Source organism: Nocardia concava NBRC 100430, from assembly GCF_000308815.1.
In the GTDB taxonomy this organism is placed as follows: Bacteria; Actinomycetota; Actinomycetes; order Mycobacteriales; family Mycobacteriaceae; genus Nocardia; species Nocardia concava.
On the sequence record NZ_BAFX01000129.1, the window covers coordinates 17,306 to 39,460 of the forward strand.

General features: G+C 66.9%; 23 protein-coding genes. 7 read left to right on the top strand and 16 right to left on the bottom strand.

Annotated features, from left to right (window positions below):
- Positions 1 to 194: 194 nt before the first annotated feature.
- The 12 genes from ON43_RS30290 to ON43_RS30345 are packed head-to-tail and all read right to left on the bottom strand — an operon-like array spanning position 195 to position 11,057.
- Complete coding sequence (locus ON43_RS30290; RefSeq protein WP_051179450.1) at positions 195 to 1,424, bottom strand: TetR/AcrR family transcriptional regulator; 1,230 nt, start codon at positions 1,422 to 1,424, stop codon at positions 195 to 197.
- Positions 1,421 to 2,077 carry an Rv1363c family protein gene (locus ON43_RS30295; RefSeq protein ID WP_040813061.1) on the bottom strand — a complete coding sequence of 219 codons (657 nt, stop codon included), beginning with the start codon at positions 2,075 to 2,077 and terminating at the stop codon, positions 1,421 to 1,423. The genes ON43_RS30290 and ON43_RS30295 overlap by 4 nt, the downstream gene beginning before the upstream one ends.
- A 23-nt stretch (positions 2,078 to 2,100) precedes the next feature.
- Complete coding sequence (locus ON43_RS30300; RefSeq protein ID WP_040813062.1) at positions 2,101 to 3,276, bottom strand: MCE family protein; 1,176 nt, start codon at positions 3,274 to 3,276, stop codon at positions 2,101 to 2,103.
- Positions 3,273 to 4,397, bottom strand: coding sequence for an MCE family protein (locus ON43_RS30305; protein WP_040813063.1), 1,125 nt, complete (start codon positions 4,395 to 4,397; stop codon positions 3,273 to 3,275). Before ON43_RS30305 ends, ON43_RS30300 begins: the two co-directional genes overlap by 4 nt.
- The gene (locus ON43_RS30310) at positions 4,394 to 5,497 is read right to left on the bottom strand and encodes an MCE family protein (protein ID WP_040813064.1); all 1,104 of its coding nucleotides are present in this window, start codon (positions 5,495 to 5,497) and stop codon (positions 4,394 to 4,396) included. Before ON43_RS30310 ends, ON43_RS30305 begins: the two co-directional genes overlap by 4 nt.
- Positions 5,494 to 6,522, bottom strand: a complete 1,029-nt coding sequence (locus tag ON43_RS30315) for an MlaD family protein (protein ID WP_040813065.1) — start codon at positions 6,520 to 6,522, stop codon at positions 5,494 to 5,496. The genes ON43_RS30310 and ON43_RS30315 overlap by 4 nt, the downstream gene beginning before the upstream one ends.
- Positions 6,519 to 7,541, bottom strand: coding sequence for an MCE family protein (locus ON43_RS30320; protein ID WP_040813066.1), 1,023 nt, complete (start codon positions 7,539 to 7,541; stop codon positions 6,519 to 6,521). The genes ON43_RS30315 and ON43_RS30320 overlap by 4 nt, the downstream gene beginning before the upstream one ends.
- Complete coding sequence (locus ON43_RS30325; RefSeq protein WP_040813067.1) at positions 7,538 to 8,902, bottom strand: MlaD family protein; 1,365 nt, start codon at positions 8,900 to 8,902, stop codon at positions 7,538 to 7,540. The genes ON43_RS30320 and ON43_RS30325 overlap by 4 nt, the downstream gene beginning before the upstream one ends.
- An 8-nt stretch (positions 8,903 to 8,910) precedes the next feature.
- Positions 8,911 to 9,774, bottom strand: coding sequence for an ABC transporter permease (locus ON43_RS30330; RefSeq protein ID WP_040813069.1), 864 nt, complete (start codon positions 9,772 to 9,774; stop codon positions 8,911 to 8,913).
- A 1-nt stretch (position 9,775) separates the two neighbouring features.
- Positions 9,776 to 10,645, bottom strand: a complete 870-nt coding sequence (locus ON43_RS30335; RefSeq protein ID WP_040813071.1) for an MlaE family ABC transporter permease — start codon at positions 10,643 to 10,645, stop codon at positions 9,776 to 9,778.
- On the bottom strand, positions 10,645 to 10,845 hold the full coding sequence (locus tag ON43_RS30340) for a hypothetical protein (protein ID WP_373283499.1): 201 nt from the start codon (positions 10,843 to 10,845) through the stop codon (positions 10,645 to 10,647). The genes ON43_RS30335 and ON43_RS30340 overlap by 1 nt, the downstream gene beginning before the upstream one ends.
- On the bottom strand, positions 10,833 to 11,057 hold the full coding sequence (locus ON43_RS30345) for a hypothetical protein (RefSeq protein ID WP_040813075.1): 225 nt from the start codon (positions 11,055 to 11,057) through the stop codon (positions 10,833 to 10,835). The genes ON43_RS30340 and ON43_RS30345 overlap by 13 nt, the downstream gene beginning before the upstream one ends.
- Positions 11,058 to 11,273: 216 nt before the next feature.
- Here ON43_RS30345 and ON43_RS30350 point away from each other — a divergent pair, with 216 nt between their 5' ends.
- From ON43_RS30350 to ON43_RS30360, 3 genes are all read left to right on the top strand, one after another.
- The gene (locus ON43_RS30350; RefSeq protein ID WP_040813098.1) at positions 11,274 to 12,176 is read left to right on the top strand and encodes an oxygenase MpaB family protein; all 903 of its coding nucleotides are present in this window, start codon (positions 11,274 to 11,276) and stop codon (positions 12,174 to 12,176) included.
- 52 nt (positions 12,177 to 12,228) lie between these two features.
- Complete coding sequence (locus ON43_RS30355) at positions 12,229 to 13,737, top strand: sensor histidine kinase (RefSeq protein ID WP_218003410.1); 1,509 nt, start codon at positions 12,229 to 12,231, stop codon at positions 13,735 to 13,737.
- Positions 13,738 to 13,856: 119 nt separating this feature from the next.
- Positions 13,857 to 14,564 (top strand): response regulator transcription factor, encoded by a 708-nt coding sequence (locus tag ON43_RS30360; RefSeq protein WP_040813076.1) that lies wholly within the window; start codon positions 13,857 to 13,859, stop codon positions 14,562 to 14,564.
- A gap of 16 nt (positions 14,565 to 14,580) precedes the next feature.
- Here ON43_RS30360 and ON43_RS30365 read toward each other — a convergent pair whose 3' ends face one another.
- Positions 14,581 to 15,609 (bottom strand): terpene synthase family protein, encoded by a 1,029-nt coding sequence (locus ON43_RS30365; RefSeq protein WP_040813078.1) that lies wholly within the window; start codon positions 15,607 to 15,609, stop codon positions 14,581 to 14,583.
- A gap of 199 nt (positions 15,610 to 15,808) precedes the next feature.
- Here ON43_RS30365 and ON43_RS30370 point away from each other — a divergent pair, with 199 nt between their 5' ends.
- From ON43_RS30370 to ON43_RS30380, 3 genes are all read left to right on the top strand, one after another.
- Positions 15,809 to 17,380 (top strand): prenyltransferase/squalene oxidase repeat-containing protein, encoded by a 1,572-nt coding sequence (locus ON43_RS30370; protein ID WP_040813080.1) that lies wholly within the window; start codon positions 15,809 to 15,811, stop codon positions 17,378 to 17,380.
- A gap of 89 nt (positions 17,381 to 17,469) precedes the next feature.
- Positions 17,470 to 18,447: a helix-turn-helix domain-containing protein gene (locus ON43_RS30375; protein WP_157514239.1), complete on the top strand. Its 978-nt coding sequence runs from the start codon at positions 17,470 to 17,472 to the stop codon at positions 18,445 to 18,447.
- Between the two features lie 110 nt (positions 18,448 to 18,557).
- Positions 18,558 to 19,328, top strand: a complete 771-nt coding sequence (locus tag ON43_RS30380; protein ID WP_245568813.1) for a 2-phosphosulfolactate phosphatase — start codon at positions 18,558 to 18,560, stop codon at positions 19,326 to 19,328.
- Here the strand turns inward: ON43_RS30380 and ON43_RS30385 are convergent, their stop codons facing one another.
- Both ON43_RS30385 and ON43_RS30390 read right to left on the bottom strand, forming a co-directional pair.
- Complete coding sequence (locus ON43_RS30385; RefSeq protein WP_040813084.1) at positions 19,329 to 19,976, bottom strand: TetR-type transcription factor C-terminal domain-containing protein; 648 nt, start codon at positions 19,974 to 19,976, stop codon at positions 19,329 to 19,331.
- A gap of 20 nt (positions 19,977 to 19,996) precedes the next feature.
- The gene (locus tag ON43_RS30390) at positions 19,997 to 21,004 is read right to left on the bottom strand and encodes a sigma-70 family RNA polymerase sigma factor (RefSeq protein ID WP_373283500.1); all 1,008 of its coding nucleotides are present in this window, start codon (positions 21,002 to 21,004) and stop codon (positions 19,997 to 19,999) included.
- Between the two features lie 146 nt (positions 21,005 to 21,150).
- Between ON43_RS30390 and ON43_RS30395 the strand changes: the two genes are divergently transcribed.
- Positions 21,151 to 21,738, top strand: coding sequence for a dihydrofolate reductase family protein (locus ON43_RS30395; RefSeq protein WP_040813086.1), 588 nt, complete (start codon positions 21,151 to 21,153; stop codon positions 21,736 to 21,738).
- Between the two features lie 12 nt (positions 21,739 to 21,750).
- On the opposite strand, the gene ON43_RS30400 is transcribed toward ON43_RS30395, so the two are convergent.
- On the bottom strand, positions 21,751 to 22,155 hold a 405-nt coding region (locus tag ON43_RS30400; RefSeq protein ID WP_245568814.1), incomplete at its 5' end, for a tetratricopeptide repeat protein.

The following is a 22,155-nucleotide window of genomic DNA, read 5'->3' on the forward strand; positions in this document are numbered from 1 at the left end:
TGCTGCCGCGCAGTTGGGAATGACTCCTTGGTTATTGCGGTGTGCGCAGGTATCGGCGCCGCGATCGTGACCGGCCTGGTCACCGTGGTGACCTTGATTGCCGGAGATCTCTGAGTATCGCGAAGGTTCCCGGCGGTGAGCAGGGCCGTGCCGGGTTGTGCACGCTGGAATCCGCACGCACCCTCGGGGAGGCGTCAGGGCGGTGGGTGGCCGAAGAGGACGGCCTCCATGAGGCGGATGACCCACTGGCGGGGGCAGATTCGTTCGTCGTCGCCGAAGACGCGGCCGTAGTCGACGACCAGGGCGAGGGCGGCGTGGACGAGGGTGTGGCCCTCGGCGGGGGTGAGGTTGGGGCGGGCACGGGACAGGAGGGTGGCCCATTCGGCGACGACGAGGCGTTGGACTACGCGGAGCGTGGCGCGTTCGTCGTCGGGGACGTGGCCGAATTCGGCGAAGTAAACGTAGATGAGTTCGCGTTCGTCGAAGGCGCCGGCGACGTACATGTCGATCAGTTTGGCCAAAGCCTCTGCGGGGCCGGAGGATTCGGAGAGGGTGGGGGCGATGACGGCGGACATGCGGTCGGCGGCGCGGCGGAAGGCGGCATTGAGGAGGTCGCCCTTGCCGCGGTAGTAGCGGTAGACGCCCGAGGCCGAGGGGAGGCCCGCGGCGGAGGCGATGTCCTCGACGCTGACGTTGGGGTAGCCGCGTTCGTAGAACAGTCGGATCGCCTGTTGCAGTAGGAGTTCGTGTTTGAGGGTGGAGGGGATCTCGACGGCGCGCGGTGGGGGTGGCGGCTGCACCCGTGCCGGTAGGTCAGTCTCTATGAGCGACCAGCTTGCCGCATTCAAAAGGGCGGCAAGAGGTTTCGCCGCGAGCTGGACGCGGTGATCGCCCAGGCAGCTGACGGTGCTGAAGACGCCGACCGCCCGCACCACCCGCTCGTGGTCGGACAGTTCCGGCCGTACCGCACCGATCAGAGCGCTCAGGTCGGTGAGCGCCGTGGCGAAATGCTGGTCCACCGTACGCTTGTCGTGCTCGTCGAGGTAGCGGTGCTCCCACCGGGCCAGTCCGACCGTGGCCCGGTTGGCGATGGTCTCGGTGACGATGCCGTCGACGGCGTATGCCAGCCGACGCCGCGGCGGCCAGCCGGAAGCCGCCTCGGGCAGGCTCACCGCCCCCACCGTCATCTCGCCGAGCCGCAGCAGCTCACCCGCGAACAGCGCGTACTTGCTGGGGAAGTGCCGGTACAGCGCCGTCGAGCTGATCCCCAGCCGGGTCGCTATGTCCTCCATGCTGACCCGGTGATACCCCAGTGCCGCGAATTCGGCCGCCGACACCGCCGCGATCTGCGCCCGGCGGTTCTTCGGGCGGCGGCGCACGGCCCGCGCACCCGGATCGCGGGCCGGCACGCCAGCCGGGCTCACGGCTGTGACTGCTGCGCCAAAGGCGAATTGACCTTGTTCACTAACCAGCGGTCGCCCGAACGCTCCAACCGCATCACCATGGACAACTGCCCGGGCGACGGCTTGCCCTGGGTGCCCAGGCTGGTGATGGTCTGGCCGATCACCACGATGGCCTCGGCGGAGTTCGCGTCGACATTGCGGACCGCGCACTGCACGTCGGTGGCCTTCGACACCACCTGGCCCTGGCTGAGCACCTCGCGCAAATCCTTGCTGGTGGAATCGAATTGCTTGCGCCAATCACCGGTCGCGCCGTCGAGCACCGCGGTGAAGTAGGCGTCGAGGTTCTTGGCGTCATAGGTGGCCAGCACCGGCGCGTACGTGCAGGCGGCGGCGCGGGCCTCGTCCTGGGCGGCGAGCAGGTCGCCGTCGTGCGCGGAACGCTGGTAGAAGAAGATGCTCGACCCGACCGCGGTGGCGAGCGCCAGCACCACGGCGGCCTGGGTGGCGATGCGGCCGCGCTTGCCGAGAGCCGGGACGGAGAGGCGAGGGAGGAGCGATTTGCGCACGCGCGCAGTAGCTTTCGGCTCGTCAGTGGCTTTCGCCTCGGCGGCCGTAGTTTCCTCGGCCGCGTCGGCGGTTTCGGCCTGCTCGTTTTCGGTCGTGGTGTCGCTCATGGGAAGTCTCCTGATTCGCGGGGCTAGCGGGGGATGGGCTGGGACATTTCATTGCCGGTGGCCCCCGGCGGTGCGGTCGCCCCGTTGTCGGGCACGTTCGGTCGTGGCGCGTTGGCCGAACCGCGAACCTGGAGTGCCGGATTGGATGTGACGCAGTAGTTGTAGAGGCGAACCCGGTTGTCCACCTGGACATTTGTCGGTACCACCGGGATGGTCTCGTAATCGCAGCTCGGCCGCGGCCAGGGATCGACGAGGGTGTTGTAGGCCCCGTCGTGCGCGGGCACGCCCAGCGCCTCCGAGCCCGCGCGCAGGGCCGGGAACAGGGCGGCGATGGCCGGGGCCCGCAGCTTGGCGGCCTTGGTCACGGCCACGAAGTTCGTCACGAGATTGGTGATGGGGTCCTGGGTTTCGGCGATGAACCCGTTGAGGGTGGCCAGCTGGCCGGGCCCCTGCCGCAGCAGCGTGCGCAATTCCTGGTCGGCCGAGGCGAACTGGTCGAACAGCACGCTGCCCGCCTTGGTCAGGGTCCCCAGGTCGGGCTGGGCGTGCTGGGTGGTACCGGCGATGACCTCGAGGTTCTCGACGAGCTGCCGGGTCTGGGGGAGCAGGTCGTTGAGCCCGGACATGGCGCGGCTGATTCCGGAGATCATGTTGCGCAGACGATCCGGACCGCCCGCGAGGGCCTTGTCGAGCTCGTCGATGATGACATTGAGCCGGTCCGGGTTCATACCGCCGATGAGATCGCCGAGGTTGGTGAACACCGCCTGGATCTGCACCGGGGTGTTGGTGCGTGACCGCTCCACCAGCGCGCCGTCCCGCAGGTACGGTCCAGTGTCGGAGTCGGGCCGGAAGTCCAGGTACTGCTCCCCGGCCGCCGACAGTCTCCCCACGGCGACCGTGCCGCCGACGGGAATCCTTGCGCTGTCATCGATTTCGGCAACGGCGGCGACCCCGTCCCCGGCGACATGGACATCGGTGACCTTGCCGACCCGGCTGCCCCGGAACGTCACATCATTACCGGGCAGCAGCCCGGCCGAGGTGGCCAGCTCGACGGTCACGGAGTACGTGTGCGGAATCGGATTGAACCGCAGCACATACGCGCCGATGTACCCCGACCCGAGCACCAGCACCACGATCAGCCCGATATTGGCGATGGCGATGCGATGCCGCACCACCCAGCGCCACAGCGGCGGATTCATCGATCTCCTCCCTGCTGTCCCGGCTCCGCCTCGGGCTGCCGGGGCGGGCTGGTGACCCGCCCGAACACCTTCTCCAGCACCTGCGCCAGACTCCCGATGAACTGCCCGACATCCCCGAGTTCCGGCCAGCGGCTGCCGCTGGGATCGGTGAGCGCCCCGATATCCAGGTACGACACCGTCGCCGCGACCGCGAGTGTCGGCCCGCGCAGACTCGCCATGAGCGAGGGATAGATCTGATGCAGCCCGTCCAGCGCCCCGGTCAGCTGATCGCTGTGCGCGAATCCGGACATCAGCGCCTGAATGCTGTTGAACAGCCCCACGAAATCGTCACCGGTCGTGGTGGCGAAGTCGCCCAGCGCGTCGGTGGTGACGGCCACCTTGGCCAGCAGATCCACGATCTGCTGATTGTTCTCGGTGAGCAGCCCGATCAGCGCCGGGAAGGTGTCGGCTGCCTGCCCGAGTTGCGTCTTGCGCCGCGCCAATTCACCCGAGAGCGAGTTCATCCCGCCCAGCACCTGGTCGATATCGCCGGTGCGAGCATTGAGCGCGGCGATGGCCGCGGTCATCTCGGTGATCAGATGCGACAGCTCCGGCGCGCGCCCGGCGAACATGGAGTCCAGCTGCCCGGTGATCTTGGCGGCCTGATTGATGCCGCCGCCGTTGAGCAGCAACGAGATCGACATCATGAGCTGCTCCACCGACGCCCCCGCCGCGGTGTGATCGACGCCGATGGTGTCGCCGTCGCGCAGCGGATCCCCGGCCTCCTGCGCCGAGGGCAGCGTCATGGCCACGAACATGTCGCCGAGCGGCGTGGCCTGGCGCAGTTCGACGGTCGTGCCCTTCGGCAGCCGAATGTCCTCGCGGATGAGCATCTGCACATCGGCGAGGAAATTCGTGGTCTTGATCTTGGTGACGACGCCGATATCGGTGCCGCCGATCTTGACGTGCGCATGGTCGGGCAAGTTGAGCGCGTCGGCGAAGGCCGCGTGCACAGTGTAACCGGGCGCTCCCAGACCGGGCTTGGGCATGGGCAGCGTATCCACCGTGACCGCGCACCCGCAGGTCGCCAGCAGGGTGGTCGCGGTGATCAGGCCGCCGAAAGCCGTTGTGCGTAGTCTCATTTCAGGCTCGCGATTCCCAATAGTGCGGCGGTGAGGCCGAAGTCGGGACCGAAGTCCTGCACCTTGCCGGTGCGGCAACCGTCCAGGCGCATGGCGATGCGCTCGCAGAAGGTCGCCAGCGCCTCGCCGTCGAGCAGTGATTTGTCCAGCAGCCCGTGCAGGCGCAGGGCCTGGCGTTCGGTGCTGGTGGCATTGGCGAGGTTCTGGAACATGAGCGGGCCCACGTCGACGATCTCGGTGAGGCCGCGGGCATTGGCGCGCATCTGATCGGTGATGCCGACGAAGCGGGTCAGCGCCCCGGCCAGCTGATCCTTGTTCTGGCCCACCAGGGTCGCGGTATTGGTGACGAAGTCGTCGAGCTGCTTCAGCACCGCCTCGATGCCGGGCGCCTGCTCACCCATGAGGTTCACCAGCTCGGTGAGCCGCCCGCTGAAATCGCGCACCGTCTGGTCGTTGGTGGCGATGACCTGGGTGATGTCATTGAGTTTGATGATGGTGTTGGAGATCTGATCCTTGTTGGCGAAGGTCACCTCGAACGCCGAGGACAGTGCGTCGAGCGTCTCGCGCAGCCTGTCGCCATTGCCGTTGAGCAGGGGGAACAGCACCCGGCTGGCCATCGGGCCGGACTGGTTGTCGCCTTTGAGCGCCTCGCCGAGCTGGGAGAAGGTGGCGAGGATGCGGTCGAGCTCGACCGGAACCTTGGTGCGCTGCAACGGAATATAGGCACCGTCTTTCAGCGTCGGCCCGTCACCGATGTAGGCCGGAGCCAACTCCACGTGACGATTCGTGATCAGCTGCGGATTCACCAGCGCGGCAATGGCATCGGCGGGAATCTTCACATCCTTGTCCAGCGACATGGTGACCTGGACATAACTGCCCTTGGGCGTGACGGTTTCGACGGTGCCGATCGGAACCCCCAGCACCGCAACATCATTGCCCGCGTACAGCCCCGCGACGTTCTCGAAGTCCGCGGTCACCTTCATCCGTGCCCCGAGATACTCCTTCGGCAGCGCGGTCAGCGAATCGGGCAGGATCGCGCACGCCGAGGTGAGCAGCAGCGCACCGCACACCGCGGCCAGTTTCAAGCTCCGGAATCTCATTTGCACCCCTGCACGGCCTGCGCGAAGCACAGCCAGTTGTCCGGGAACAGCCACGGCGCGTACACGTTTCCGTACGGGCCGTCGCCGAGCACATTGTTGAACTGCCGCAAGGTCACCGGCATGATCTGGTACAGGCTGTCGAGATTGCCCTTGTTCTTCTCCAGGCCCTCGGACATGGTGTTCAGATCGGTGATGAGCGGGCCGAGCCGGTTGTTGTTCTCCAGGCCCATCTGCTGCAGCAGGCTCGACAGGGCCGCCACATTGTCGAGAAGCTGTTTCAGCAGGGTCTGGCGCTGCTGCACGGCGCTGCCGATGGCCTCGCCGCGAGTCAGCAACAGCAGCACGCTGTTCTGGTTGTCCGAGGCCAGCTGCGAGACGGTGTCCATGCCCTTCAGAAGCGTGTCCACCTCGTCGCGCCGATCATTGATCACCTTGGCCAGCGCGCCGACGCTGTCGAGGGCCTTGATGGTCAGCTCGGGTGAGGTGCCCATCTGCTGATCCACCAGATCCAACGCCTGCCGCAGCTTCGCCGGATCCAGCTTCTCGATCCGCTCGAAGGAGTTCTTGTACTGCGGATCCTCGATGACCATGCCCAGGTTGTAGGGCACCGCGGTGTGATCGAGCTTGATCCGGTCCCCGGGCAACGCCTTACCGCTGCCGGGCGTCAGATCCACGTGCAGCCGACCCAGAATCGTCGACATCTTGATGGCCGCGCGCGCCTCGTCGCCGAGCTTGATGTCGCGATGCACGCGCATGTCCACCAGCACCTTGCCGTTGTCCAGCTTGACCGCGCTGACCTGCCCGACCTCGATGCCCGACACATCCACCGTCGCGCCCGGCCGCAACCCGGCGGCTTGGGCGAACTCGGCGTGAATCGTCCTGTCGCCCAACTGCGCCTGCTTCAACGCGGTCGACCCGACCAGCAGCAGCACCACGAAGGCCGCCGCGAACAGGCCCAGCCGCAGATAGCGGTTGGCCAGGAAGCCGGGATAGCGCAGGCGCGGCCCGCGAAGTCGCCGCGTCATCGGCACACCTCCGAATGGGATTGGCCGCCGATCTGATTGAACAGACCGGGCGGGAACAGCACGCCCCACAGCGACACGTCCAGGCTGCACAGGTAGGCGTTGCCGTACGCGCCGTAACTGCTGAAGCGTGCGACGCCATTGAGGACGTCGGGCAGCTCGACCGCCGCTTTGTCCAGCGACGCGCCATTGAGCAGCAGCAGCGCGACACCGGCGGAGGCGTCGGTCTGCGCCTGGGCGATGCCGGGCTTCACCTGCGCGATGACGTTCACCAGCGAATTCGTCGCCGTCGCAACGCGTTCCACCGACGACTTCAGCGTGCTGCCCTGCGTGTACAGCGCCTCGGTCAGAGAGCGCGCCTGGGTGATCAGCGTTTCCAGCTCATTGCTGCGATTGGCCAGACCGGCGATGACGCTGCTGAGATTGCCGACCACCTCGCCGAGGATCTCGTCGCGCTGCCCGAAGGTCCCGGCCAGCTGGGCGGCCTGAGTGACCAAGGCACTGAGCGAGACACCGTTGCCCTGCAAGGCCTGAATCAGGGTCTCGGACAAGGAGTTCACCTGATCCGGCTGCAGAACGCTGAACAGCGGCTCGAATCCCGACAGCAGCGAGGACACGTCGAAGGACGGCTCGGTCCGCTCGATCGGAATCTGGTCACCCGCCGCCAGCGGCCGCCCGGCATCCTTGCCGGGCATGAGCGCGATGTACCGCTGCCCGATCAGGTTCTGGTAGCGGACCAGGGCCTTCGTCGTGGTGGTGGGATGCTGATCGTCCTCGATGCGGAAGTCGACCCGGGCCCGGTAGTTGTCGCCGAACGCGATCTTGTCCACCCGCCCGACCCGGACCCCCGCCATGCGGATGTCGTCGCCGACCCGCAGGCCGAGGACATCGGAGAAGACCGCCGAATAGCTGCGCGTACCGCCGGGTACCGAGCGCTGCAGGGTGGACCAGATGGTGTAGGTCAGCACCACCGCGACCACGGCGAAAAGACTGAAGCCCGCCAAGGCTTTCCCGGATTTCACGAAGCACCTCCGGTATCGGCGGGAACCAGGGCGCCGCCCGCGAGAATGGGCGTGAGCAGCAGGACCTGTGCCGCACTCGGCCTGCCTCCGACGAGGGCCGCGATGGCATCGGCGCCGCGCAAGCCCGCCGGTTCCGCGGCCGTCCCCGGCGGGGTCGTCGCCGAGGCCGGTGCGGTGAGCCCGGGTATCGCGGGCAATCCCGGAATGGCTGTAAGGCCGGAGATCGGTGCGGGGCCTGCGGCATCGAGATGCTTGGGAATCATCTGTTGCGGAAAGTCTTGAGCCGGAGCAGTTTCCGGTACCGAGGACCCACCGCAACGCGGCCCGGCCAGATCGCCGTAATGCGGGCAGTCCTTCGCCGTGTACTGCTGGAACGGCGTGAACGACACGTCCATCTTCCACACCATCTGCTTGTGCGGTCCGAAGGTGAATGTGGTCTGCAACCGCTGCAACGCCGTATTGAGATTGGCGATGGCGTACGGAATCGCCTGCGGATCCTGGGCGAGGCTGCCGAACAACTGATTCAGGCCCGAGACCAGGAACTTCCCGGAATCCGGATTGCGGGCGAAGAGTCCGTTCACGGTGTCCACGGCGCTGCCGCCGGTGGTCAGCAGATTCACCAGCGCGGCCCGGTCCTCGGTCAGCGTCCGCGCGGTGGTGACCGACTTCGCCAGCGTCCCAACCAGATCCGGCGCGGACTGGCTCAAAGCCGTGGCCGCACGGCCGAGATTCCCGAGCAGCTCCCCGATCCCGTCGATGTCGCGCACCTCGGTGATCCAGTGGTCGAGCCGCTCGATGGTCGAACCCGGTACACGGGCCGACGGTTCCAGTGCCGCCGACAGCGTCGACAGCACCCGCCCCAGCTTCTCCGGCTGAATATTGTTCAGCACCGTGCGCAGCACATTGAGCGTGGTCTGCAACTGCACGGTCGCGGCGCTGGTGTCCTCCGGAATGGTCGCGCCCGCCCGCAGCGTGTCGCGCGTCGGCGTCGTGTCCACCAGTTCGACGGCGGTCACCCCGAAGATATTGTTCGGAATCACCCGCGCCGCCACGCTCGCCGGAATCGTGCCCGCCACACCGGGTTTGAGCGCCAGTGCCGCGCGCTGCCGCTCGCCCTTGGCCACCACCGCCACATCCTCGACGCGGCCGACGATCATGCCGCGGAACTTCACGTCCGCATGCGCGGGCAGCCCGTCACCGGTACTCGTGAGCTCCGCGCTCACCGCCACCTTGTCCTCGAAGCGGCCGTTGTAGCGCAGCGCCAGCAGATACAGCAGCAGCGCCACCGTGGCGATCAGGGCGAGTCCGGCCAGCGTGAGCTGCCGGGCCGTGGGGCCCCGCCCGCTGGGATCGAGAATCATCGAAACACCTATCCCGAGATGCGGAAGCCGGGGTCGATGCCCCAGATCGCTAGGGTAAGAAAGAGATTGACGAAGACCATGACGACGATGACCATCTTGATGGCGCGCCCGGCCGCCACCCCGACACCCTCCGGGCCGCCGGTGGCGACATAGCCGTAGTAGCACTGGATGAACGTCGACAGCAGTACGAACACCATCACCTTGAGCAGCGACCAGAACACGTCCGGTCCCAGCAGGAACTGGAAGAAGTAGTGGTCGTAGGTGCCCGCGGTGGTGCCGCCCAGGAACAGCACCGACAGCTTGGTCGCCAGATACGCCACCGCCAGACCCACGCTGTAGAGCGGGACGATGGTCAGCGTCGAGGCGATCATGCGGGTGCTGATCAGGTACGGAAGCGGGCGGATGGCAATGGATTCCAGCGCGTCGATCTCCTCGGAGATGCGCATGGAACCCAATTGCGCGGTGAACCGGCACCCGGCCTGAATGGCGAAGGCCAGCGTCGCGATGATCGGCGCCAGCTCGCGGGTGGTGGCGAATCCGGAGATGGCGCCGGTGAGCGGGCTCATGGTGAGCAGATTCAAAGCCGTGAACGACTCCATGCCCACGGTGATCCCGCCGAACCCGCACAGCGCGATCACCACGCCGATGGTGCCGCCGCCCACCACGAGTGAGCCGTTGCCCCAACCGACATCGGCGGTGAGGCGCAGCACCTCCTGGCGATAGTGCTTGAGCACGAACGGAATCGCGATGAGCGCCTGGAAGAACGTGATGACCTGATGGCCCAGGCGCTGATTGGCCTGCACCGGCACCGAGACCACGTTCGCGGCCATCCGCACGGGTTTCAGCGACGGGGGAGTGTAGGTACTGCCCACCTCACACCACCTTCGTCGGCAGCAGGGTGTTGTAGAGCTGGGTCAGCACGATATTGGTGGCGAAGAGCATGAGCGCCGAGCTCACCACCGCCGAATTCACCGCATTGGCGACCCCGCCCGGGCCGCCGTGCGCGTGCAGGCCGATATCGCAGGCGATGACCGCGGTCAGCAATCCGAAGATCGCCGCCTTGACGAGGGCGATCACGAGATCATTGGCCACGGCGAACGAGGAGAACGACCCGATGAACGAGCCCGGCGTTCCCTGCTGCGCGTAGACATTGAACATGTAAGCCGTTGCGAAGCCCACGAAGACGATGAACCCGCACAGCAGCATGCTCACCAGCACCGCCGCCGCGAGCCGGGGTGCGACCAGCCGGCGCACCGGGTCCACGCCCATCACCATCATGGCGTCGATCTCCTCCCGGATGGTCCGGGAGCCCAGATCGGCGGTGATCGCGGAGCCCACCGCACCGGCGATCATCAGCGAGGTGACCAGCGGCGCGCCCTGTCGGATGATGCCGAGCCCCGCCACCGCGCCGATGAATGTCGTTGCGCCGACCTGATTCACGAGCGCACCGACCTGGATCGACACCACCACCGCGATCGGAATGGCGACCAGGACCGTGGGCGCGGCCGACACGCTCGTCATGAACGCGCACTGCTTGATGAATTCCCGATACGGGAAGCGCCGCTGAATGATCGAGACGACCAGCTGCCGCAGGGCGTCACGGCCCAGATCGACCTGCCGGCCGAGGGTTTCCAGCGACCGCTGCGGGTGCCGCTGCCACAGTCCGCGGGCGCTGCGCCCGATCCGCTCCAGTTCGGACGGTTCGGGTTCCGCTCCGGCGGAGGGTCTTTCGAGTGTCGTCATCAGCCGATGTCCTCGAGATAGTGCTGCAACGCGACCAAGGCGAACCCGACCAGCGCCAGCCCCGCGGCCAGGCCGCACACCACCGCCACCCACAGCCCGAAGCGCAGGACGGGATTGACTTCCATTCGCCCACCGAGGATCTTGATCCCGATCACCAGGATGTCGATGAGCCAGACCAGGGCCATCATTACGTCATGCACACATTCGAGAAGGTGAGCACCGGCCAGCACACGATGGATCCCAGGAACGAGATGATCACATCGATGCCGTGCAGCTGCTTCAGGTGCGAGGTGTGCGTGAGGGTCCAGACGACCCCGACCAGCCCGTAGGGAATCCCGAGGATGATGAGTGTCCCGAGGAACTCGGACACCTTCATCTCGTAGCTGAGTAACCGATCCAACCGCCTGAGCATCCCGCGAACGTCCTTTCCCGACCCCGCCGTGCCTCTTCGCACGACGCTCGCAGCGACGTATGTTACTAACGATTCTTGCGCAGTGATGTCGATTCGACGATCTTTTGTTCCTTGAGATTCCGGCGGCTGATTGGCATGAATGGTCAATCGATGTAGGTGATACTGACGCTAAGTTAGTAAGCGTTCATGATGGATGTCGCCCGGAAGGGGAACCCTATGACAACCGCGGCAGCGCAGCCGTCCGGCGCGCCGGCCCTCACCCTCGAGCAGACCCGCATCCACATCCCGGGCGTGCATCGGGCCGACGTCAAGCGGCCGCCGAAGCTCGAGGACGCGCTGGACTTCTGGCAGTTCTCGGGCGCGGCCGCGAATGTGGCCATGCAGATGGCGCGGCCCGGCGTCGGGCACGGCGTGGCCGACAGCAAGGTGGAATCCGGGGCGCTCATGGTGCATCCGTGGAAACGGTTGCGCACCACCGCTTCCTACCTCGCGGTGGCGATCCTGGGCACGCCGGAGGAGAAGATCGCCTTCCGGGAAGCGGTCAATGTGGCGCATCGGCAGGTGAAGTCCGAACCCGGTGCGCCGGTGCGGTACAACGCCTTCGACCGCAATCTGCAGCTGTGGGTGGCCGCCTGCCTCTACATCGGATTCGAGGACTCCTACCAGCTGCTCAACGGCAAGATGAGTCCCGAACAGGCCGAGGCGTTCTACTCCACCTCGGCCCCGCTCGGCACCACCCTGCAGGTCACCGAGGAGATGTGGCCCAAGACCCGCGCCGAATTCGACGAATACTGGGTCACCGCCTGCGAACAGGTCGCCGCCGACGACAAGATCCGCGCCTTCATCGACGACCTGCTCCACCTGCGAATGATCCACTGGTACCTGCGCATCATCTTCGGCGGCCTCCTGCGCTTCCTCACCGTCGGCTACCTACCGCCCTACTTCCGCGAACAGCTCGGCGTCCAATGGACCGCGGCCGACCAGCGCCGCTTCGAACACCTCTTCCTGTTCGTCGGCTTCGTGAACCGCTTCATCCCCAGGTTCATTCGCACCATGGGCACCCGCTCCATGATGGCGAACGTGCGCCGCCGGATGAAGCGGCACAAGCAACTGATCTAGAGGGGCCGCCCGCCTACCGTCGCAGCGGCGTGCGCTGTGTTTAGGTGGGTCCGTGAGTGACGGACCGGGCACCATGGTTACCGCGCAGGTCGCGGCCGCGCCGCGGTGGCGGCGGTGGACGCTGCGCACGCGGCTGCTGGTGACGGTGCTGGCGATCGCGGTGGTCGGGTTGACGGCATTCGGGGTGTTGAGTACCGCCATGCTCGGACGGTCGGAGCTGGCGCGGATCGACGCGCAGCTGAACGGGTCCGCGGCGGATATCTCGCAGGCGAATCATCCACCGCCGCCGCCCAAACCGGCCGATGAGGTGTCGGGGGTGCCCTCGACCTTCCAGATCCTTTTCTTCGACAGCGCTGGGAATCAAGTCGGGCGGATCGGGGTCGGGAACACCACGCTGAAGCTGCCGGCGATGGACACCGCGTCTGTCGCGGCGCGGGGCAGCCGGATCTTCGAGGTCGGCGAGGTGGGCAGCGACTCGCGGTGGCGGGTGCGCACCGTCGTGCAGCCCGCGAATACCGCTCAGCCACAGGGCGGAACGGCGGCCATCGTCATGCCGCTGGACGGGTACTACGCGACCGCCCGGGAGCTGCGCACCATCGAGTTGATCGCGGGCGCCGGATTGCTGCTGGTGCTCGCTGCGGTCGCGACGTGGTTGGTGCGGGTCGGGTTGCGGCCGTTGTCGCGGGTCGAGCACACGGCCGAGGCGATCGCGGCGGGGGATTTGGATCGGCGGGTGCCCGATGCCGATACGCATACCGAGGTCGGGCGGTTGGGGACGGCGTTCAATGTGATGCTCGAGCGGTTGTCCTCCACGATGCGGCAGCTCGGGGAATCCGAGTCGCGCATGCGGCTTTTCGTGGCGGACGCCTCGCATGAGCTGCGTACGCCGTTGACCTCGATTCGCGGGTATGCCGAGCTGTACCGGATGGGCGGCGGGACCGATCCAGGACAGGTGGCGACGATGATGCGGCGGATCGAGGACGAGGCCGTGCGGATGGGGGTGCTCGTGGATGATCTGCTCCTGCTGGCGCGGCTGGACGAGCAGCGGCCGTTGGATCTCGCGGAGATCGATCTCGCCACCGTTGCGGATGAGGTCGTCGCGGACGCTCTGGTGCGGCAGCCGGAACGCGTTGTGCGGCTGAGTGTTTCGAACGGTCCGGCGCGGGTTGTGGGTGATGAGCATCGGCTGCGGCAGGTGCTGACGAACTTGGTGGGCAATGGTCTGACGCACACGCCCGCCGATACCGAGATCGAGGTGCGGATCGCGTCGGGGACGGTGCCCACGGATGGCGAGGCGGTCGCCGCGGCCGGGGTGGAACTGCGCACCGGCGATCCAGCGGTGATCGTCGAGGTGCGCGACAACGGCCCGGGCATTCCGCTGGGGAAGGCCCAGCATGTGTTCGATCGGTTCTACCGGGTCGACGAATCCCGGTCGCGTGCGGGCGGATCCGGGCTGGGGCTGGCGATCGTCGCGGCGGTGCTCACCGCGCATGGAGCGCGGATCCAACTGCTCACAGCGCCGGGATCGGACACGGTCTTCCGGATCGTCTTCCCGCAGTGACCGTCGCGTTCACAGGAAGCACACAGCTGACACCGAGCTTGCGCGGTAGTTGCCACCACCAGGATGGGCGGCATGGCTAATGGCTGGGAACCGTCGCGGATGCGCCTAGGGTGTCGAGGGTGACCGATCGCATCGCGCCGGACGCGGCGACCGTGCTGGTGGTCGACGACGAGCCGTTCATCTTGGACCTGCTGTGTTCCGCCCTGCGCATGAGCGGATTCGACGTGGTCTCCGCCGATAATGGGCGCGCAGCGCTGGAGGCGGCCACCCGGCGGCCGCCGGACGTGATGGTGCTCGACGTTATGCTGCCCGATCTGGACGGCTTCACGGTCGCCAAGCGATTGCGGGCGCAGGGCAGCGAGGTGCCGGTGCTGTTCCTCACCGCCCGCGACACCGTCGAGGATCGCATTGCCGGGCTCAGCGCGGGCGGCGACGACTACGTGAGCAAGCCGTTCAGCCTCGAAGAGGTGGTGCTGCGGCTGCAGGCCATCCTGCGCCGCACCCGACCCGCCGACGAGGACACACCCACCCGGTTGCGGTTCGCGGACCTGGAACTCGATGTGGACACCCACCAGGTGCACCGGGCGGGCGAGCAGATCTGGCTGTCGGCCACCGAGTTCAAACTGCTGCACTATCTGATGCTCAACGCGGGCAAGGTGGTCAGCAAGCGGCAGATCCTCGACCGGGTGTGGCAGGCCGAGGAGGGGCGCGCCGACCGGGTGGTGGAGACCTTCGTCAGTCAGCTGCGCCGCAAGGTCGACAGCGGGCCGAACCCGCTCATCCACACCGTCCGTGGCGTCGGCTACACGCTCCGCGAATCGGGTTAGGCCGCCGCGGGATCGCTCACACCCGATCCAGGAAGCCGTTGCCGTAGTCGATGTTCCGGGCCGCGCGCAGGTCCTCCGGCGGGGCGAAGCGCACGGTGTCGGTGCGATCCCACAATTCCATTCCGGCCATGGCGGATTGACAATCGCGAATACACCGGCGGACGGCGTTGCGGATTCTCGGCGGCAGCATCAGCGCGTCCATTTCGGCCGTAATCGATTGCGCGGCGGCCTGATTGTCGGCGATCCGGATCTCGATCAAACGGCGGACTTCGGCGACCGCCTGGGCCAGATCCATACCGCGGTGATTACGCAATGTAGTCACCAGATTGATGGTGTCCTCTTCATCGGTCTCATTTGCCAGCGAATGCAGATCATTGGTCCAGCACATGATATCGGCGGTGGTAGCGATGATCTCCTGATAGGACGGTCCGAAATACAGGGCGTCGGGAATCTCGGTGTGCTCGATGATTTCCGCCAGATCGACCGTCTGCAATACCGTGGAGGCGTCCCGGCGTAATCGCGCGTATTCGTCCGGGCTGGGGGAGCGGCCAGCCTGTCGGAAAGCGTTCTCGCGGGCGTGCCCGACGAGCCACAATTCCAGATTCAATTCGAATCGGCGTTGCCACGCTTGGGAATTGCGCGGGAAGGTCCGGGTGCACAGATTGGACAGAGCTGCGATGACGGGTGGCACCGGCCCGGAAACTCCGCGCTGGTGCACCACCTGCAGCGCCGCGTGGCGCAGCCGGTCGTAGTCGTCGAGCCGGCCGGTGGTGATCGCCAGATTCTGCAGATCGTCGAATACGAAGAATACGGTGATCCATTCGGCGACCAGGAGCATGTCGGCGAAAGACGCGGTGGGGCACCAGTATGCGGAGAATCGCGCGTAGCCCAGCGAATTGAACCGGCGCGCCGACTCTTCGTCGGTGAGTAATCCGAAACGCATTGCCCAGATCTGAACTCGTTCCTGTGCTCGATCGCTCATCGAATGCCGTTGCGGTGGGAACGGGAGCGCGATCTCGAGGTGCCGCAAGTCGTGTTCGTTCATTGGTAACACTCGGGTTCACTCGGCGGGAGGCGGTATCCCTCCGTCCCGAGGATAACCGACATTTCGGGCAAACATTAGCGGATTCGCAAGATCTGCAGCGCGGCAAGCATTTTGGCTTTCGCGGGGGAGTCGGATGTCGGCCGCCGCAGGCGTATGTTGAAGAGGTTCCCGACTCGTCCGCAAACTCCAGCGAGCAACCATGAGCGAGGAATCCCTCGGCGCGGTCCGCAGCCGCGCCCTGATGTCGTTGTGGCAGTTGATCAGGGTGGTCGACGAGGATGCCGACGGCATGATCACCGGGTCGGCGTACGCCACCGCCGGTGTGGTGGAACGGCTGTGGCAAACTCCCCGGCTATCCCTCGATTCGCTGGCCCGGCTGGGCTGGAACGCGTTGGCGCGCACGCAGAACGGGGACGGCAGCTGGGGGAGCCCGCATGCTCCGGTGTCGTATCGGGTGCTGCCGACGCTGGCCGTGGTGTGCGCCGTGCTCGGGGGCGCGGAGGATGCGCCGGTCGATTGGGCATGGGCGCGGGCCGCGGTCGATCGTGGCAATGAGTTCCTGTTCGCCGATCCGGAAGTCTTTGCGCCGGAGCGACTGCCCGGTCTGGAGGCGATCGATCTCACGATTCCCGTTCTACTGGAACGTGTTGCGGCGTTCGCCGACGTCTCGGGCGGGCGCTACGCGACCGCGCTGCGGCGGGCTCGAATGGCGCAGCGGGCCAATGCCGAACGGTGGGTACGGCTGCGGGCCCGCGCGGTAGCCGGCGATCGCGGCGCGTGGCGGGAGTTTCCGCTCGAGCTGCTCGCGGCACCGCCCCGCGGCTGGCGCGCCGAGGACGTTGTGCACGGCGGCGCGGTGTCCTGCTCGCCCGTCCTGACCGCGACCGCGCTCCGGTGGCAGGGCGCGGAATCGGCCGGGGCTGAGCGATACCTGCACCGCGAAGGTGTGCGCCACCAGGGGCTCTGGCCGGTCCTGGCGCCGGTCGTGAACTTCGAACGAGCCACAGCGGCAGCGCTTTTCGCCCGGCTCGGATTTCCCCTGCCCACCGGTTTCACCGCCTCGTTGTGCGCCTCGCTGCGGGCGGCGTGCGGTGCGGGCGGCCTCTCGTTCGCGCCCGGCCTGCCACCGGACGCGGACACGACCGCCGTCGCGATCTTCGTGCTGAACATGTGGGACGACGCCGTGGATCCCGGCCCGCTACTGCGGTTTCCCGCTCCGACCACGCCGGTGGTCACGGCTCATGTCCTCGAGGCATTGACCACCGTCCGACGCAGCGACAGGGACGACCGTGCCCGTGTGCGGGCGATCGCGGCGATTCGCGCCCTGGTCGAAACCCAAGACCCGGACGGTCATTGGGACGACCGCTCGGTCGCCTCACCCTGCCTGCCGACGGCCGCGGCTGCCATGGCGCTGGCCCGCGCGATCGAATCGGAATTCTCCGCCGATGCCCTGCTCGCGGTTTCCAGCGCCATCACGTGGTTGCTGGCCAATCAGCGACCGGATGGTTCCTGGGGTGTGTGGCATCCGACCGCGGAGGAGACCGCCTGTGCTGTCCACGCACTGATCGTCTGTACGAGTCCGGCCAGAGAGCTTCCGGTGGCCGCCGCATTGCGGCGGGCTCACATATTTCTTGTCGATTCCCTCGACAGCGCCGTGACGGATTCCGTGCGAACTCCATTGTGGCACTACAAAGATCTCGGATCGCCGCTTCGAATCGAGCGTCTGTATACATTGACAGCTCTGCTCATGAGCGGTTCGCCCGTTCCGTGAGGTCACGGTCGTCAGCTACATCTCGAACCGAATACGGATCTCGCTGGAAACGTGGTTGCTGAGCGATATGTGGTGGGAAGATTACCCGCGTGGAGCAAGCCGTATTCGGCGCTGTCGAGATCTCGTCGTCCTCGACCCTTTCGCCACGTCAGGCGTTCGAGCAGTGGGAAGCCCTGATGTCGGACGCGGTCGCCCCGACGGTGATCGAGCCATTGCGCCTCGGTCACTGGCACGGACAAGTCGCCACAACTCAATTCGACGGATTCGCGGTGTCACGCATGCAGGCCAGCGCGCAACGGGCATTGCGGACAAAAAAGATGGTCGCGGCATCGTCGGGTGAGTTCTTGTTGGTGAATATCGTGCTGGATGGGACAAATTGGACCGAGCAGGGTGGCCGGACCGCCGAATGCACCCCCGGCACCATCTCGTTCTTCGACAGCAGCCTCCCCTTGGAGAGCCGCACCACCGACACGCTGTCGACCATGGTGCGCGCCCCGCTGCAACTGGTCCTCGAACATTCCGGCCTCACCCGTGAGCAACTCCCCATCGCCAAGGCCGTCCCCGCCACGGGCGCCCTCGGCGTGGTCGCCAGCTTCTTCCGCAACCTCGCCGAACTCCCGCCCGACGACATCACCCAGGCCGTCACCGTCTTCGGCAGCGACGCCGCGGGCATGATGGCCTCGGCCCTGCTGCTGGCCACCGGCGAAACCTCTCCCGCCCCCTCCGATTCCCTCTACACCCGGCAACAGGTCCTGGCCTACATCCGCAAGAACTTCACCAACCCGGACCTCACGGTCGACGAAATCGCCCACGCCTGCCTCATCTCCCGCCGCACCCTCTACCGAGTCTGCGAGGGCTTCGGCGAACCCGGCGGCATCGTCCGCCGTACCCGCATCGCCCACGCCCGCCGCCTCATCCGAGCCGACCCCACCCGCTCCCTCGCCGCGGTAGCCGCAGCGGCCGGCTTCTCCACCGACCGCCACTTCTACCGAGCTTTCCGCGAGGAAACCGGCCTCACCCCCGGCCAATTCCGCGACCAACTCGGCCCCCGCGGCCGGGGGCGGTAGCTCAGACCAAGATCAGGGAGCTGTGACTGTAAGAATCTGTCCGATTCCTAGCAGTGACAGCTCCCTGATCTTGATGGGAGGGTTTGGGGGTGCGGACTGAAGGGGTTGGGGTGGTGGAGATTCCTGCGTGGGCTCGGCAGGGTGGGTACGGGGTGCGGTTCGAGTGGGGACTGGCCGGGGCGCGGGCTCTCGGGGCGGAGTGTGCTGCTGTCGTGGTGGTTGACGTGCTGTCGTTCACCACCTCGGTGTCGGTTGCGGTGGAGGCGGGGACACGGGTACTTCCGTATCCGTGGAGGGACGGCGGCGCAGCGGAATTCGCGGCCGCGCGGAATGCGCGGCTGGCGGTCGGGCGTAAGGCGGTGTCGGAGGAGCAGCCCTGGTCGTTGTCGCCGGCGGCGTTGCGGCGGGCACCTGCTCCGGAGCGATTGGTGCTGCCGTCGCCGAACGGGTCGGCGATCTCGGCCGCGGTGAAGGGGATTCCGGTGATCGCGGCGGGTTTGCGAAATGCGTCGGCGGTTGGGCGGTGGATTGTGGAGCAGGGGTGGGGAACTCCGGAGCGACCGGTGGGAGTGATTGCGGCCGGGGAACATTGGCCGGGCCAGGATGTGCTGCGACCGGCGATCGAGGATTTGGTCGGTGCCGGGGCGGTCATCGACGCGGTGGCAGCCCACGGCGGCAGGCCGTTGTCGCCGGAGGCGTCGATTGCGCGGGGTTCCTATGCCGGGACCGCGGATGTGCCTGCGCTGATTCGGGATTCCGCCTCCGGCCGGGAGCTGGCGTCCATCGGGTTCGAGGACGATGTGGCCATCGCGATCGAAGTCGACTCCAGCACAGTGGTTCCGGTGCTCACCGATGGTGTCTTCGAGAACGCGGCGGGCTGATCAGCGGGGATCCGTGTCGGCTTCCGGGGAGAGGCCGTGGCGGATCATGGATTGGGCGGTGCGGACGACGGTGTCGAGGGAGCCGCCTTGGGGGTGCCACCATTCGGCGGCCCAGTTGAGGGCGCCGAGGACGAGCATGCGGGCGGCTCGGGGGTCGAGTTCGGGGCGGAGGAGGTCCTGGGCGGCGGCGTCGGAGAGGAGGGTGCGCCAGAGGTCGCCGTAGGTGGTTTCCTCCTCTTGCTGGCGGGCTCGGATGCGGTCGGGGACCTGGCCGGCATTGCGGATGGCGGCGGTGGCGTAGTCGGAGATCTCGAGGACGTGGCGGAGGTGGGCCTCGGTGGCGGCGGCTATGCGGTCCAGGGGGGAGGTGTCGGGTGGGAGGGCGGCCAGGACGGCGGTGACGTGTTCGCGCATGCTGGCGACACCCGCCCACATGACCTCCTCGATGAGGTCCTCGCGGGAGGGGAAGTGGTAGTAGATCGCCGGGGTCTGCAGACCGGCCCGCTCGGCCACCTCCGACAGGCGGGTGTCGCCATAACCCTTGCGGCTCAACACGTATGCGGCCGCGTCGAGGATGCGGGCGCGGGTGCGCGCGGCCTTGGATTCCAAGGCCGGGGTGTCGGCGGTAGCGGCGGATTTTCTGACCACGCGTCGACTATACGGACCGCCTATGGCGTGGTCGGAAGGGATTGCGGCAGGCCGAATGCGGGCAGGACGGTGGCTTCGAAACGGGTCATGGCGGCGATGCGGTCGCCCGCGAGAGTGAGGACGAACAGGCCGGATCCGTCGATGCCGATGGAGGGGTGCCGGTAGACGCCGAAGGCCGGTTGACCGTTGGCTCGGGTCGGCACCAGGTCGAATCGCTGGGCCGAGCCGAAGATGAAGGCGAAGAAGCGGGTCACGCTGTCGCGGCCGCGGTATTCCAGCGGCAGCGGCGGCATGGACATGAAGACGTCGTCGGTCAACAGCGCCACCAGCGCGTCGATATCGGCGGATGCGTAAGCGCTGACGAACTTCGCGACGATCGCGTCCTCAGCCGAGTCGACCGGTGACTGCGCCTCGGTGGTCACCGGCAGTCGGCTCTGGATTCCTGCCCGCGCGCGTTTGAGTGCGCTCTTGACCGATTCGACCGTCGTGTCCAGCATCTCGGCCACTTCGTCGGCATGGAATCCGAGAACATCGCGCAGGATGAGGACGGCGAGCTGACGAGGCGGCAGGATCTGCAACGCGGTCACGAAGGCCAGAGAAATGGACTCGGTTTGCTCGTAGCGTGCCTCCGGACCGAGCGGCACACTGATCGCGCCGTCCAGCAGGGCGTCGGGATACGGCTCTAGCCAATGGATTTCGCCGATTCCGGTGGGTTCGGGAAATTCGATGCCTGGAACATCCCACTGCCGCGCGGGACGCCGACGCGCGGCGCGCAGGGCGTCGAAGCAGCGGTTGGTCGCGATGCGGTACAGCCAGGTGCGCACCGAGGCGCGCCCGTCGAATCGGTCGAGGCCCCGCCACGCGGCGAGCATCGTGTCCTGGAGCGCGTCCTCGGCATCCTGGAACGATCCGAGCATGCGATAGCAGTGCACCTGTAGCTCGCGGCGGTGCGGTTCGGTCAACGCCCGGAAGGCCTCGCCGTCGCCCGCCCGCGCCCTCGACAGCAGGTCCGTTCGCGCCAACTCCACTCTCGCAACCTCATTCCCTGTGTGCGGAACCATCCTTTATGGACGTCGGCCGAGGCGCGAACGGGTCGGTCGCGCAGCGCCTCCTTTTCCGATTCTCCGGCGCCTACACCAGTGCAAGCCGACAGCACCGATCAAGGAGTACAGCAATGGGAAAGATCGTCATCAGCGCGAACGCCACACTCGATGGAGTGGTCCAGGACCCGGACGGCGCGGAGGGCTTCGAAGGCGGCGGCTGGTTCCACAAGTTCGCGGGCGGCAAGGACCTCGAAGCCTGGGTCGCCCGCGAGACGGCGGAAACGCTTGCCGCCGAGGCGCTCCTGCTGGGCAGGCGCAGCAGCGAGTGGTTCGAGTCCCGGATGCCGGAATTCGACGTCCGCGTGAGCCCGGAGTGGGCGGAACGGATGAACAGCATCCCCAAGTACGTCGTGTCCTCGACGCTCGACGATCCCCGGTGGAGCAACACCACGGTCCTCAATGGTGATGCGGTCAAAGAGATTTCGGAGCTGAAGCAGCAGGTGGACGGCGAGATCCTGGTCTACGGCAGCTATCGGCTGATGCGCACACTGGTGGAACAGAAGCTGGCCGACGAACTGCGGCTGGTGGTTTTTCCGGCCGTGGTGGGAATCGGTGTGCGACTCTTCGACGAGGCCGGCGACCAGCAGGCGCTGCACCTGACCGATACCCGAAAGCTGGGTGACGGCCTGGTGTTCCACACCTACGAATTCGTGCGGTAGTTGCGTGGTGCCCTAACTCAATTCGGCGAGGCGGTGCTCGAGGAAGTGCCGCTCCGCCGTATTCCCAGTGAGCAGCATGGCCTCCTCGTATGCCGTCCGCGCCTCGCCCGTGCGGCCGAGCTCGGCCAGGAAATGCCCACGCGCGGCGGCGAGATATCCGTATCCGGCCAGCTGCGGTTCGGCGGCCAACTCGTCGAGCGCGGCCAGCCCGGCCTGGGCGCCTCGGGCGAAACCGATAGCCACCGCCCGATTGAGCGCCACCACCGGTGAGGGCCACAGCTGCACGAGCACGCCGTACAGCCCGACGATCTCGTCCCAATCGGTATCGGCATAAGTGGGGGCCTCGGCATGCACAGCCGCGATCGCCGCCTCCAGTGCATATCGGCCGGGCCTGCGCCGCAACGACTCCCGTACAAG